General features: G+C 59.8%; 12 protein-coding genes. 4 read left to right on the forward strand and 8 right to left on the reverse strand.

From position 1 onward, the window contains the following. Nucleotides 1–493 precede the first annotated feature (493 nt). Both ACOYW1_RS13155 and ybaK read left to right on the forward strand, forming a co-directional pair. Complete coding sequence (locus ACOYW1_RS13155) at nt 494–1,231, forward strand: zinc finger Ran-binding domain-containing protein (RefSeq protein WP_482423148.1); 738 nt, start codon at nt 494–496, stop codon at nt 1,229–1,231. Nucleotides 1,232–1,278: 47 nt separating this feature from the next. After that, a complete protein-coding gene (gene ybaK / locus ACOYW1_RS13160) occupies nt 1,279–1,752 on the forward strand; it encodes a Cys-tRNA(Pro) deacylase (protein WP_180141468.1) in 474 nt (157 codons plus the stop codon). Nucleotides 1,753–1,875: 123 nt separating this feature from the next. Here ybaK and ACOYW1_RS13165 read toward each other — a convergent pair whose 3' ends face one another. Beyond that, nucleotides 1,876–2,991, reverse strand: a complete 1,116-nt coding sequence (locus ACOYW1_RS13165; RefSeq protein ID WP_482423149.1) for a tRNA-queuosine alpha-mannosyltransferase domain-containing protein — start codon at nt 2,989–2,991, stop codon at nt 1,876–1,878. Between the two features lie 7 nt (nt 2,992–2,998). After that, entirely contained in the window at nt 2,999–3,403 is a 405-nt protein-coding gene (locus ACOYW1_RS13170; protein ID WP_281374509.1) for a MerR family transcriptional regulator, read from the reverse strand. Between the two features lie 360 nt (nt 3,404–3,763). On the opposite strand from ACOYW1_RS13170, the gene ACOYW1_RS13175 reads away from it, so the two are divergent. Both ACOYW1_RS13175 and ACOYW1_RS13180 read left to right on the forward strand, forming a co-directional pair. Further along, on the forward strand, nt 3,764–5,338 hold the full coding sequence (locus tag ACOYW1_RS13175) for an acetate--CoA ligase family protein (protein ID WP_482423150.1): 1,575 nt from the start codon (nt 3,764–3,766) through the stop codon (nt 5,336–5,338). 69 nt (nt 5,339–5,407) lie between these two features. Then, nucleotides 5,408–5,860, forward strand: coding sequence for an acetate--CoA ligase family protein (locus tag ACOYW1_RS13180; RefSeq protein ID WP_482423151.1), 453 nt, complete (start codon nt 5,408–5,410; stop codon nt 5,858–5,860). 592 nt (nt 5,861–6,452) lie between these two features. Here the strand turns inward: ACOYW1_RS13180 and ACOYW1_RS13185 are convergent. The 6 genes from ACOYW1_RS13185 to ACOYW1_RS13210 all read right to left on the reverse strand — a co-directional run bounded on the left by ACOYW1_RS13185 (nt 6,453) and on the right by ACOYW1_RS13210 (nt 13,007). Further along, complete coding sequence (locus ACOYW1_RS13185) at nt 6,453–9,227, reverse strand: Hsp70 family protein (protein ID WP_482423152.1); 2,775 nt, start codon at nt 9,225–9,227, stop codon at nt 6,453–6,455. Continuing rightward, entirely contained in the window at nt 9,211–10,035 is an 825-nt protein-coding gene (locus ACOYW1_RS13190; protein ID WP_482423153.1) for a hypothetical protein, read from the reverse strand. The genes ACOYW1_RS13185 and ACOYW1_RS13190 overlap by 17 nt, the downstream gene beginning before the upstream one ends. Next, the gene (locus ACOYW1_RS13195) at nt 10,008–10,502 is read right to left on the reverse strand and encodes an Hsp70 family protein (RefSeq protein ID WP_482423154.1); all 495 of its coding nucleotides are present in this window, start codon (nt 10,500–10,502) and stop codon (nt 10,008–10,010) included. The genes ACOYW1_RS13190 and ACOYW1_RS13195 overlap by 28 nt, the downstream gene beginning before the upstream one ends. Nucleotides 10,503–10,670: 168 nt before the next feature. Continuing rightward, nucleotides 10,671–11,030 carry a hypothetical protein gene (locus ACOYW1_RS13200; RefSeq protein ID WP_482423155.1) on the reverse strand — a complete coding sequence of 120 codons (360 nt, stop codon included), beginning with the start codon at nt 11,028–11,030 and terminating at the stop codon, nt 10,671–10,673. A gap of 8 nt (nt 11,031–11,038) precedes the next feature. After that, nucleotides 11,039–11,764, reverse strand: a complete 726-nt coding sequence (locus ACOYW1_RS13205) for a DUF2760 domain-containing protein (RefSeq protein WP_482423156.1) — start codon at nt 11,762–11,764, stop codon at nt 11,039–11,041. A gap of 244 nt (nt 11,765–12,008) precedes the next feature. Beyond that, nucleotides 12,009–13,007: a fumarylacetoacetate hydrolase family protein gene (locus ACOYW1_RS13210; protein ID WP_482423157.1), complete on the reverse strand. Its 999-nt coding sequence runs from the start codon at nt 13,005–13,007 to the stop codon at nt 12,009–12,011. Nucleotides 13,008–13,314: the final 307 nt, after the last annotated feature.

Here is a 13,314-nt window from a genome sequence, read left to right on the forward strand (position 1 = left end):
CGGGGCACCAAGAAGGCCTGTGTTACGTTCCAAACAACGGCATGAACCAAAACCCGATACCGCCCGAAGCACCGAGGCCCGTAGGGTGCGCCGTGCGCACCAAATTTTTTCGGGAACCACCACAATACGGTGGAATCGACCACGGTGCGGGAGCCGCCCCCGACAAAACGTGCCTCGGTATGCCGACGCCACCCGAAGCACCACGGGATAATGTGCCCCTCAAAAACAGCCGAAGCGAAACGCTTAGCCAGCGCCATTAAGATAGCATGCGTTACGTTCCAAACAGTGGCATGATGCATAAACCGACACAGCCCGAAGCACCGAGGCCCGTAGGGTGCGCCGTGCGCACCAAATTTTTTCGGGAACCACCACAGTACGGTGAAACCGACCACGGTGCGGGAGCCGCACCCGACAAAACGTGCCCCGGTATGCCGACGCCACCAGAAGCACCACGACATGAAGTGCCCCAAAACAATCAGGAGCTGCCTGCCCCATGAAAACCAGAAAAACCTGTCCGAAATGCGAATTTGAGAACCCGGCGAGCGCCCAGGAATGCCTGCGGTGCGGGGTAATCTTTGCTAAAATCGCCTCGGATTCAAATACGTCCCAAAAACCCGTCAAAACCAACGGGGGACACCAGGCCTATGGGGAAGATACCCATGTGACGTTTTACGAGCCGGAAGGGGCGTTTGAAGGGAAGGTCTATGCGGTGGTCAAAGGCGTATTGCTGCTCCTGCTCGCGGTATGGGGACTTAAACTGGCGACAATCCCCCTGGTGGACGGCGGGGCCGGAAATTCGTTTCTTCACAACGTGAACCTCCCGTTCCACGAGGCCGGGCACCTGCTCTTCAGGCCTTTCGGGCCGGTGATCCACTCCCTGGGCGGCACCCTGGGCCAGCTCCTCATGCCCCTGATCTGCCTGCTCGTGCTGCTGATCAAGCAGCGGGACCCCTTCGGAGCATCGGTCTGCCTCTGGTGGATCGGGGAGAACTGCCTGGACATTGCCCCTTATGTGGACGATGCCCGTCGCCTTACCCTTCCGCTTTTGGGTGGAAACGTGGGCCACTCTTCGCCGTACGGGTTCCATGACTGGCAGTTTATCCTCACCGAAACAGGGCTACTGGACAAAGACCACCTCATCGCAGGTGGTTTTAAAACACTGGGGATCCTGCTGATGGTCGCAGCCATTGCCTGGGGCGCCCACAGCATATACAAAAAACACATTGCATAAAAAAGCCAACATATCAAAACATTACAAAACATACCTGGAGTACTGCATTGACACCCGGAATCAACCTTTTAAAAAAGAAGAAAATAAAACATACCGTCCACAGCTTTAAACACGACCCAAATGCCGGGGCTTACGGCGATGAGGTCGTGGAAAAGCTTGGATTTCCGGCCGAGCGGGTCTTCAAGACCATCATTGTGGCCCTGGACGGAGTGGGGAAAAACCTCTGCGGCGCCATTGTCCCGGTCACCGGGCTCACGGACCTGAAGCACGTGGCCAAGGCGGCAGGGGCCAAAAAAGCGGCCATGGCCGACCCCAAAGAGGCGGAACGGGCCACCGGGTACATCACCGGCGGAATCAGCCCTGTGGGCCACAAAAAACGCATTCCCCTGCTCCTGGATGCCCAGGCCATGGATCACCCCACCATCATGGTCAGCGGGGGCAAACGGGGCCTTGAAATCGAACTCTCCCCCCAAGACCTCATTGCAGTCACCGGTGCCAAGGTGGCGAGTATCCACAAGTAAACGACACACGCCGATACACAAAGGCCCGGGATACCCGCTTATGAGTGGGTATCCCGGGCCTTAAGGTGCAGAGACTGTCAGTTGCCCCCGGCAAACCACCGGGCACAAAGCCGCAAAAATTTGTCAGGCATGATGTAAACGTGGAAAGGCCATGGATTCCAGAACGGAATCGTAGGACGTGACCTGCTGCCCCCAGTCATGGGACGCCATGTGACGGGCAAGGTCCCGGGCTGCGGACCGCTGATCGTTGTGCGTACAGCGATCCAGAAGCTCGCACAGCTTTGCCGTGCAGTCCTTGCGGCTGGTGTAAAGGTGGGCGCTGTGGAACGCTCTGGGAAGGACCTCAGGATAGGCCAGGCGCTTTGGCAAAAGGGGCAGGCACCCATAAGCCATGGCCTCCACCACGGAGATGCCGAAATTTTCCTGAACCGCAGAACTCACCACGATGGATCCGCGCTTCAGCCAGGCCCGATACTCTTCGGCTGCCTTGCAGTACCCGAAGTGAACCACCCGATCCCCTAAAGTTTTCAGGGCTTCATGGAACGGTTCCTCGGCCTTTCCGCCTGCGGATTCCCCCAGCAGAGCCACCTCAAAGGGGATCCCCTTCTCCGCCACCATCTCCAGCACCTGCCGCATGGCGGGAAAATTCTTGTCGTAACTCCAGCGGTGGTTCCAGATGATAAGGGGCGGATCCGTGCGCTTCTCTTCCATGTCCGGCGCTTCAGCCGGAAGGCTGCAGCCCGGATAGATCACCACGGATTTTTCGGCCACGATCTCTTCCAGGCCCCGGGGCACGGCATCCGGGAAACGGGATAAAAAGGGAGAAAGGCTGTTGATGAAGAGTTCCCGATGGTGGGCTGAATTGAACGCCACCCGGTCTGCCGCAAGGACGGTGTAGATCTCCTGCATCACCAGGTCTGCCTGGACCGTGCTCCCCTTGGGCGGGGGGTAGGTGAGCTGGCTCTCGTGCATGTAGACCAGCGTCGGCGGGCAGGAGCCCACCAGTCCTTTCAGCCGGGCAAGATCCACCATGTTGCAGACGATGAGACCGTCCGCATCCTTTGCATCACGCAACACACCGGCGTAATGGAGGGCCGATGCCCTCATGCGCCACTTCCAGTTTCCCCCGGGGAGGGTCAACAGGTCGATGTCGTGTCGGCTGTGGGCCTTGAGCCCTTCGGCTACGGCTTTATGGGATCCGCTGAAATGGGGTTCCAAGAAGGAAAAACGAAGGGGCATGAAAAACTCACTCGTCGGAGGTCAGCTCACGGAGGCGATCTTCCATCTTCCCCTGAAAGGAGACCAGCTCCTCTTCCAGGAGCTTCAGGTCGTTGATGCGCTCCCGCACATCGGTGATCTTCTTCTGACCCATGGTCAGGGTCTTCCGGATCTGCTCCACTTCATCGATGTCAAAATCCGTGAGGCCGATGATCTCGGAGATCTCCTCAAGGGAGTACCCGAACCGCTTACCGCGCAGGATAAGCTTGAGGCGGACATGGTCCCTGCGGCTGTAGATGCGTTGGTTTCCTTCGGTACGACGGGGTGAAATGAGGTTCTTTTCTTCATAAAACCGGATGGAGCGGGTGCTGATGTCAAACTCGCGGGCCAAATCCGAGATGGTGTAGTATATTTCTTTGCCCTGGCGCTTCAATGCAAGGATCTCCTGGATGATTCATCGCCGTGCCAGCCCAGGGGTGGGCGGCAAGGCCTCTTTGTCGGCTCTTTTCTGTCACGATCTCGCGGCAAACCAGCGTCAACCTTGCGAGAACTCCGTCGTTACATATGCCTTGCAAGGCCTCTTGTCAAGAACTGCCTCTTATGCCCTTCAGCCCTGACGCCCCTTCGATAAACCGAATTTTTCCGGGCAGCTGCTTCTTGCCCTTGACAGCCCTTTGACTTTCAGCCTATAAAGTTTACGTTAACGTAAAGAGCCACCCGTGCCCCGCAAAACCTGAACATTGTACCCAAACCATAACGTGCATCACCCACATAACACAGACTGCGGAGGACCATGGAAAAAATTTTCTATCCCGAATCCATTGCCATCTGGGGACTGTCCAATCGAGAAAACAACATCCCCAGGCTGATGCTCGAAAACCTCATCCGCTGGGGCTATGAAGGCCGCCTGTTCGGCATACACCCCAAAGGCGGCGAGAAACACGTGGACGGGGTCAAGATGTACCGTCACATTAAAGATCTTCCACAACAGCCTGATCTGGCAGTCTTTCTGCTCCCCGCACGTCTTATCCCCGGTGCCCTGCGCGAGGCCGGTGAGTTCGGGGTCCGCCGCGCGGCCATCCTCTCCGGGGGGTTCAACGAATCCGGCCCCGAAGGGGAAAAACTGGCCGAAGAGCTCACGGCCGTGGCCGAAGCCTATGGTATCCGATTCGTGGGCCCCAATGGCCTCACCGTGGCCAACACGGCCAACGGCCTCTGCCTTCCTTTCACGCCCACCTTCAAAGCACCCCGCGGCGGCATGAGCCTCGTCACCCAGAGCGGGGGCATGGGCCTCTTCCTCTGGCACCTCATGGCCGACGAAAACATCGGCCTGGCCAAGTTCGCCAGCATCGGTAACAAGCTCAACGTGACGGAAGTGGACTGCATCCGCTACTTCGGAAAAGACCCGGACACCAAGGTGATCTGCCTGTACCTGGAGAGCATTACCGACGGACGGAAACTCATGGAGGCCGCCACCGAGGCCGGAAAACCGGTGATCGTTTACAAGGCCAACACCACTTCTGCGGGCAGCAAGGCAGCCATGAGCCACACCGCGGCCATCAGCAACAACGAAGAGATCATCGACGCCGCCTTTGAACGCGCCGGGATCCTCCGCATCGAAGAGTTCGACGACTTTATCGGCGCCGCAAAAATCTTCGAGCTGCCCCCCATGCGGGGCAACCGCATCATGGTCATGAGCCCGGCCGGAGGGTTCACCGTGCTCATGGCAGATCTCTGCGAAAAAGCAGGCTTCGAGTTTGCCGATCCCGGAGAGGCCTTTTACAAAGAGATCGCCGAGTTCACCAACGCAGGGGTCATCTCCCTGTCCAACCCCCTGGACCTCGGCGACATCTACGACCCCGCCTCCACGGCCAGCGTCATCAACCTCGTTTTACACAACGACCAGGTGGACGGGGCCGTCTACCTCACCCAGAATCCCCAGATGCCGAAAAACGACGACGTCTTCAACAAGATGTTCAAGACCGATATCTCCAAAGAGGTCACCGGCGCCATCCGCTCCTCGGGAAAACCCATGGCCTCCTGCCTCTACGGCCCCTCAAAGACCATCAACCGGGTCAAGCAAAACGTCAACGTGCCCATCTTCAACACCCCGGAGTCCATGATCCGCATCATGAAGCTCCAGCAGCGCTACCACGCAAAACGTACCGAACCCGCCTTTTCCACGTCCCTGCCCCCGAATATCGACATGGACGCCGCAGCCTCCTGGGTGCGCTCCCACCCCGGGACCCACGGCGAAGAGGCCCTGGAACTGCTCACCGCCTTCGGCATCCCCGTGGCACAAATGATACTGCCGCCACCGCCGATGAAGCGGTGGCAGCTGCCGAGGCCATCGGCTACCCCGTGGTGATGAAGGTGATCATCCAACGCCGTTTCAGCTCCAGGCGGGCGAGGTTCTGTTGGCCTCAACGGCAACCGGATGTCGAAACCGGTTTCGAAGATCCCTACGCCCAATCTGGCTACAAGGAAATCGTCCTTCGACGGCGTGCGTCTCATGGCCATGGCAGGCAATGGTCACGACATGTTTGTGGGAGGCAGCGTGGACGACTCCTTCGGGCCCGTGACCCTCTTCGGCTACGGGGGCATCTACATCGAAGTCTTTCAGGACGCCCAGACCGTGCTGTGCCCCTCGTCCCCCCATGAGATCGAGACCAAAATCAGCCGCCTGAAATCAGCAAAAATCCTTGCAGGAACCCGCGGTAAAGCCGCCGGGGATGTAAGCGGCTACATCGACCTCATCCACCGCGTCACCCACCTCATGGCCCAGTTCCCGGAGATCCAGGAGCTGGACCTCAACCCCGTGCGGGTTTTGGAAGACGGGTCCGGGGTGCTGGCGCTGGATGCGAGGTGCAGGATAGAAAAAAGGTCATAGAGGGATAGGACATAGGTGATAGGGAGCGATTTTATGGTGCGGGGCCGTGCAGGGCGAGCCGCGAAGCCGATCGGGGTTTTGTAGGGTGCGCCGTGCGCACCGCTTAGCGTATCGAAACCCGTCACCGGCTTCTTGTTGCAGAGCCCCGGGTAACTATTCAGCTAAAAAAAGCCCCCGCCGGTCCTGCCTGGGGCCAAACGTTTGCCCGATTTTATGGTTTGGGTTTAACAAACAGGTCTTGAGGCTACGTTTGATCCATTCGAAGGTTCTGGTTTGCTGACTGCATTCGACGTAACGAGCAGGCAACCGGAAAGTTTTTGCGGAGCTTTTTTCAAAAAGCGACCCGCCGGAGGCAACCGAATCGTTACAAACCCGTTATGCCATGGAAAAAATACAGGGCCGGTGGGAGGCGTTACGCAAGGCGGTGCGGGGGCCGCACCCTACAGTTCCCGTGGCAGGTTGGTAATATGTAACCGTGCAGCCCCCAAAACGCACAGGCCTGAAATGATATCTAATCATTTCAGGCCTGTGATTTTAAACCTGGGGTCCAGGGGATCATCCCTGCCGCCGGAGGCGTTTTTTGCTTTTTTATTTATTCATGCAGCACGATGCCCGTGGGCAACGATTCCCCGTAGATCACTTTTTCATCGCCGGAGGAGAGGGTCACCACCTCGGTGAGGGGTTTGAGCGCCTTTTTACCGCCGCCCAGGGCCTGGGCACGGGCGATGACCTGCTCGCGCTGCGCGTCGTCGAGGTCGCGCATGCGGTCGCCGGTTTTGCGGCCCATGATGACCAGGGCGTTGACCACGGCTTTGGGCTCTTTCCATGAGCCGGTGAGGAGTTTGTCGATCCAGGGCCAGGCGTCTTTTGGGGCCACCACGCGGTCCACGGAGCCGTACAGGGGCTCGCGCTGGCCGATGCGGGAGAGGGCCCAGACCATCTGGGATGGGGATTTTTTCGGGGAGAGGGCTTTTACCAGCTGGTTGCCCAGGCGCACCTTGTCCTTGGTGATGAGGCGCTCCATGTTGGCAAGGGCCATCCAGAGTTCAACCTGCTCCTGGGGGGTCATCTTCACGCCATTGCCCCGGGCGGGAAAGACCAGGGGGGAGACCTCCTGGAAAAACTGGCGCTGCTGTCCGGGGTTGAGGCCCGCTGCAAGGCGTCGCCAGAGAATCCACCACTCACCGCGCACCTGATTGTTCCGATCGAAAACCGGTCCGTTTCGAAAGAGCTTCCACACCCGCTTCATGCGCTGCTCATCCATGCCGTGGCCGGTGCCGGGGCGCAGGCAGTAGCCGGTGAGGTTGAGCCACCGGGCTTCGAACTCTGCGGCGCGTTCCCGGACCTTTTTCTCGTCCAGAAGGGTATCGGAGAGATCCCGGATAAAGGAGAGGGGCCAGGCGTTCTTCTGGGTATCCACGGCAGCGGAGATGGCCTTCACCACCCCGGTGAGTCCTGTCTTGTCCCCGTGAAAGGCCTCTTTCACCACGCTGCGGGCTGCCTGGGTCAGGCCTTCGTCCAGGACCTCCCCTTCGGCCACGGCCATGGGGTCAGCCTCCCGGCGCAGCTGAAAATTCAGGCGCCAGTGGTGATCGCTGATCTGGGAGCGGCACCCGATGACCAGGGTCCCCACCTCGGTGTACTGGGCCTTTAAATGAACGGGAATGGACTCTGCGTTGCCTTTTTTGCCGTACTTGATCACCGAGGCCATGGGGGGCAGCTCGGTGAGGGTGTCGTCGATGGTGATGACGTCCCCTGCGCGGTCGCCGGAACGGAAACTGGAGCTGTAGACGGGAAATTCTGCCGGGCGATTGGCGATAACCGTAAATTTCTTGTGGGAGAGCTCGATGGTCTCGCCTTCGTCCAGGCCGCGCTCCACGATGCAGACCGCCTTGTGCTCGTCCCCGTTGGTGGATCCCACGCCGAGATAATAGCTCCGGGGGCTGCCGCTTCCCACGCGGACGCCTTTGCCGATCTTGGCCAGGCCGTAATAGGAGGCGCCCAGGGCCACGGCAAGGTCCGGGTCGGGGTTGTCCATCTCCCGGGGAAAGGAGGCATCGGGCTCGTTGAACCAGTGACGGACAGCGCCCTTGATCTTGCGCCGGATGGCGGTGGGTTTTAACGAGCCGCCGTTAAAAAGGATATGGTCCGGGGCGTGGTCTGTGCCCAGGAGATCTGCCACGGCCTCTTTGTGGTTTTCCAGGAACCACCCGATATGTCGGGTAATGGCCGGTTCCTGCTCGTAAGGAAGACCAAACTCGCTGATCCCCTTGCGGCGGGCCATCTTCCTGGCCTCTTCCTTGGTAACATCCGGGAAAAAACCGTCGAGAACGATCTCTTCCACCATCTCCCGGGTCAGGGTGGCCGACAGGGTACCGCCGATGAGGCTGCTGCCGGAGCCTGTCATGATGATGCGCTCGGACTCCTCGCCCTCCCCCAGGATCTTCTCCTTGGCCTTGCGGGAGAGATGGCAAAGGGTCTTCCACTTGTCCGAGGACAGGTTTTTGGTGTTGCCCCCAAACAGGGATTCGGCCTTTCTGGCCAGGGCCAGGTCGATGTTGTCCCCGCCCAGGATCAGGTGATCCCCCACGGCGAGGCGCTCAAAGCGCGGGGTGCCCTTGCTCTCCTTCAGGGTGATGAGGGTAAAATCTGTGGTGCCGCCGCCTACGTCGCAGACAAGGATCAGCTCCCCGGGCTTGACGTGCTCTACCCAGCTCTTCTCGTGGCGGATCAGCCAGCTGTAGAAGGCGGCCAGGGGCTCTTCCAGCAAGGTCACGTTCTTGAAGCCCGCAAGGGACGCAGCTTCCACGGTGAGGTCCCGGGCCACCTCGTCAAAAGAGGCGGGCACCGTGATCACCACAAACTGATTCTCAAGGAAGGCGCCCTCGTCGTCGCCCCCCATCTGTTTGTTCCACGCCTTGCGGAGGTGCTCCAGGTAGAAGGCCGTGGCCTCTACCGGGGAGACCTTGCCCACATCGTTTCCCGCCCCCCAGGGCAGGATCTTGGCCTTGCGGTCCGCCTTGTCGTGGCAGAGCCAGCTCTTGGCCGAGACCACCAGGCGCGAGGGAACCTTGCTGCCGTGCTCCCGGGCAAAGAGACCGGCAAACCGTTTTTCCATGGGGTTCCACGGCTGAATCACCGACTCATCGGGAATGTCGTAGGTTCCAGGGATATAAAGAAAGGAGGGCAGCACCGACATGGGCGACACCTCCCCTTCCCGGGTGAGCTGGGGCACGCGAAACAGTTGAATGTTCTTGCGCCCCTTGGCCGTCTCCGGCTGTTCCAGGTCCACGTAGGACATGGCAGAGTTGGTGGTCCCTAAGTCAATCCCGATGATGTATCTCAGTGTTTCAGTGTCCCGCATCATCCCTCTCGCGTACGTTGAATTCGAGTTTCCATCGCTTGTCGCCCTCTATGGCAACGCACCAGAACTCCAGGGTGCCGATCTCCGTGACCCGGATCTCGAACTGAACGGGAATGGCGGTGCCCCACTCCCCTTCCAGGGTGGTCTCAATGGAGGTGAGGTCTTCCATCTCCCCCTCGGACCAGGACTCGATGCCGGGGCCGTCGTCCCTTCTGGACGACGAGGCCATGATGTCAAAGGCCACGGGCTCGCCCACATAAAGGACGAACTCTTCGGAGTCTACCCGCTCTTCGGTGCCCTCTTCCATGCCCATGGGGGCCACGCACAGGGCCTTCATGGGGGCGGGCATCCCGGGAATGGCCGGCATGGCCGCTTCCACGGAGACGTAGTAGGAGCGGGAGAGGCCGCCGCGGATGCGGATGCCCCTGCCCAGACGGGCCAGGCCGTAGTAGGCAGCGCCCCGGGCAACGGAGAGATCGTAATCTCCTGCTTCCACTTCACGCACCGGGGTGTCGTCCCCCACCTCTTCACGGAAATAGTCCACCACGCTCAGGATGCGCTCCCGGACCGAGGCGGATTTCATAATGCCACCGTTAAAGAGAACGGCGTCCGGAATGTGGGCGTTCTGCCAGCCGTCGCCGCCCTGGCGGGCCAGGAACCATGCCATGTGACGGGAGATGGAGGGGTCCTGCTCGTAGACCAGGCCCATCTCGCGAAGGCCGCTACGGCGCCTCTGCACCGGGCGGTCGCCCACGGAGCACAGGGGCAAAAAACCCTCCAGAATCACCTGGTCCACCTCTTTTTCGTCCATCTCGCTTTTGAGGGTCCCGCCGATGAGGCCGGAACCGCGCCCAGGATGGTCACGGGCTCGGGGCCGTTGGTGCCTCCGGCCAGGATCTTCTCCTTGACGCTTCGGATGGAGTGGCCCAGGCCACGCATCTGCCAGTCGTCGAGTTTCTGGCCTTTAGCGTCCATCTTGGATTTCACGTACCAGGCCAGGGCCAGGTCCATGTTGTCCCCGCCCACGAGGAGGTGATCGCCCACAGCGATGCGCTCCAGGGCAAGCTCCCCGTCCTCTTCGGAGATGCCGATGAGGCTGAAGTCCGAGGTGCCCCCGCCGATATCGCAAACGAGAAGGGTTTCGCCCTTTTTCACCTTGCTTCGCCAGTCGTCCCCCATGGACTCGATCCAGGCGTAAAGGGCGGCCTGGGGTTCTTCCACGGTGGCATCGGCAAGGCCCGCAGCCGCTGCGGCCTGGACCGTAAGCTCCCGGGCCACGGCGTGGAAGAGGCGCGGGCGCCGTTAGGTAAATCTCCTGGTTCTCCAGGCGAAGGGAGGCATCATCGGCTGCCATCTCGTGGTTCCAGGCGTCGCGCATGTGGCGCAGGATGGCGGCGGAAGCCGTCACCGGCGGACAGTCTTGGAGCCGCTACTCCTGGGGTCCTTTCACGGCAGGTTGTCGGCCTTGCGGTCCACCATGGTGTTGCAAAGCCAGCTCTTGGCCGAGGAGATAAGGCGCTGGGGAAGCTCGCCCCCGCGTTTCCTGGCAAACTCACCCACCACGGCATCGGGCTCGGCATCCCAGGGCAGGGCCGTGGCCCCGCGACCCACGTCGTGGGCCTCGGGCAAAAAGATAAAGGAGGGGAGCATCTCGCGCTTCTCCACCACACCGGCATCCACGAGCTGGGGAATGCGGAACAGGCGGATGTCCGACGCTTCGGTCGCCCCGTCTTCGGGTCGTTCGGTGTAGGCCACCACGCTGTTGGTGGTGCCCAGGTCGATACCGACAATGTATGAACTCATCATGCTCTCCATCAGCCCAGCTCCACCTCAGCAGGAGCCAGCACATCGGGGTTGGACTCTTCAGAGAGGGTGGGGACTTCGGTCTTGGTGGCTTTCCAGCCTTTGTGGCGAACCGTGCCGGTGAAGGGAGGCTCGCCAGCTACATTGCCTGTGAGGCGAATCTCCTCGGGGTTGAACCCGGCTTCCACGGTGATGGTCTCCCCTTCGGGGGTGTCCACCACCGGCCCACAGGTGACGTACTTGTCCAGGGTCTTCACGCAGTTTTCATGGATACCCCGCACGGCCGCTCCGATCTGGTCGTCGCTGTAAAGGGAGAGGTCTTCATTGAAAAAGTCAATGAGGCGGCCCTCTTTCTGAAGGGCGGAGACAAGGTGGAGAAAGGTTCGACGGGTATTTCGCTTCTCCACCTCGGGGTCGATGGCAGGCCCTTCATCCTTGGGGGCCGCTTCCACTTCCGGAACCCCGGCGTTGACGTAGAGGCCGCGAATGATCATCCAGAGCAGCAGGGCAAACACAAGGCCTGCTCCCACGGAGACGGGAACCACCACCCGGGAAAAATTTTCGAACACGAAGGAGAAAGCCTTGGCCGCTTCAGGATCGGCGGCGGTGTGAACGGCCTTCATGGCTGCCACGCTGGCACCAAAGTAGATGGCCACGTCCACGGCAAGGACAACAAGGGCCATCACCAGAAAAATCCATAAAAAAGCCCGCTTGGAAAAGGTTTTCGCGGAATCCATAGTCTCTCCTTTTAATCAGTATCCACAATACACATGAGAAAATTATGACCACCAAGGCGCCCCTCCGGTCACCTGTTTCAGTCGTTTAAAAGCCGCAGCTCGAACGCAAGATAGTGCAGAATCCCGCGTCAATCAAGGCACGACGCTTGGATTTATTCATTATAAAAGGATGGGTGTCAAGAGGGAAACCGCAGCCAGCCCCCTTGTGCCCCTTTGATTCCGGGTGCATGCCCCCCTTCGGCCATCAGATCACCCGGTTTCTCAAGGTCCCGATCCCCTCGGCAGCAAGTTCCACCGTGTCCCCGGAGGAGAGGAACCGCCCCATCTCCAGGCCACACCCCCTGCCCTTACGTCCCGAGCAGGTGCCGGAGCCGATAAACTCACCGGGATACAGGGTCTCATCCCGGGAGATGGCCTGGATGATCTCTTCAAAGCTCCAGTGCATGTCCGCGGTGGAGCCCCTGGACCACTCCCGGCCGTTGACGCGCGCAGTAAGGGTAATGTTTAAAGGGTCGGGTATTTCGTCCCGGGTCACCAGCACCGGCCCCATGGCGTTGCCGCCGTTGAAATCCTTTCCCTTGGCAGGGCCCAGACGCCCTTTCATCTCCCGCATCTGTTCGTCCCGGGCGGAAAAATCATTGAACAGGGTGTATCCGAAAATGTGCTCCCTTGCCCGGGCAGCCGGGATATTGGCACCGGCCTTCCCGATAACAACCCCGAGCTCAAGCTCGTAATCGAACCTGCGGCAATAGGACGGAATGGGCACCTCTGCGTCGTGCCCCACCACGGAAAACCGATTGCTTTTGTAGTACACGGGCCGCTCGTACCAGGCCCTGTTGAGGAACCGGGCAAGGGTGTAGCGCCGACCCCATTTTTTTTCGATGGCTTCGTCGATCCCGGCCAGCTTTTTCAGGCCCTGGACCCGGATGCAGTTGATGATATGGTCTTCAAAGGCCATGGCATCCCGAACAGACTCGGGCACCGGCAGGGGGGCCAGGAGACTGGCCGACGCCATGGGGGTGCACAGCGTCTTTTCCCCCTCTTCGCTGACCCGCACCATGATCCGGCGCGCCGCGTCAAGGGCACCCTCCCCGCCCCGGATAAGGGAGAGCATACTCCCAAAGGATTCATCGGATATGCCGAAGAGGCGTGCCGCGGCCTTCAGGTCCACGATGTCATCGTCTCCGGTCAATGCCCCAAGGGCTGCTTCATCACCGTTTTTCAACCACGTCACCAGCTTCATGCTCGGCTCCTTGTCAGACGGATTTTATCTGAAGTCTCCTATCAACAATCCATAACCATTGAACATACACCAATTCCTCATCACTCAAAAGCTCAAAAAAACGGGCAGAGGCAGGGGCTGAAACACCCATCGGCGAAGGCCTTTGCCTGTCGCGATCTTGACAAACCGATATCACCCCGATAGAAAAAATGAGACATTCGTTCAGCACCATAAACCATCGCCCAGCCAAATCCCGGCGGTGTGATACACTCAGCGATTACAACCCGGCAGCCCCTTTCTCCGGAATGCTGACGGAAAACCACCAACC

This window comes from Desulfoluna sp. CYM3A (assembly GCF_056829965.1).

Excerpts from the sequence above, each read along its gene's own strand:
- ACOYW1_RS13210 (WP_482423157.1), bottom strand. The coding sequence starts at position 13,007 with ATGAAGCTGGTGACGTGGTTGAAAAACGGTGATGAAGCAGCCCTTGGG.
- ACOYW1_RS13205 (WP_482423156.1), bottom strand. The coding sequence starts at position 11,764 with ATGGATTCCGCGAAAACCTTTTCCAAGCGGGCTTTTTTATGGATTTTT.
- ACOYW1_RS13180 (WP_482423151.1), top strand. The coding sequence starts at position 5,408 with ATGTCGAAACCGGTTTCGAAGATCCCTACGCCCAATCTGGCTACAAGG.
- ACOYW1_RS13175 (WP_482423150.1), top strand. The coding sequence starts at position 3,764 with ATGGAAAAAATTTTCTATCCCGAATCCATTGCCATCTGGGGACTGTCC.
- ACOYW1_RS13190 (WP_482423153.1), bottom strand. The coding sequence starts at position 10,035 with ATGGACGAAAAAGAGGTGGACCAGGTGATTCTGGAGGGTTTTTTGCCC.
- ACOYW1_RS13185 (WP_482423152.1), bottom strand. The coding sequence starts at position 9,227 with ATGATGCGGGACACTGAAACACTGAGATACATCATCGGGATTGACTTA.
- ACOYW1_RS13165 (WP_482423149.1), bottom strand. The coding sequence starts at position 2,991 with ATGCCCCTTCGTTTTTCCTTCTTGGAACCCCATTTCAGCGGATCCCAT.
- ACOYW1_RS13200 (WP_482423155.1), bottom strand. The coding sequence starts at position 11,030 with ATGATGAGTTCATACATTGTCGGTATCGACCTGGGCACCACCAACAGC.
- ACOYW1_RS13155 (WP_482423148.1), top strand. The coding sequence starts at position 494 with ATGAAAACCAGAAAAACCTGTCCGAAATGCGAATTTGAGAACCCGGCG.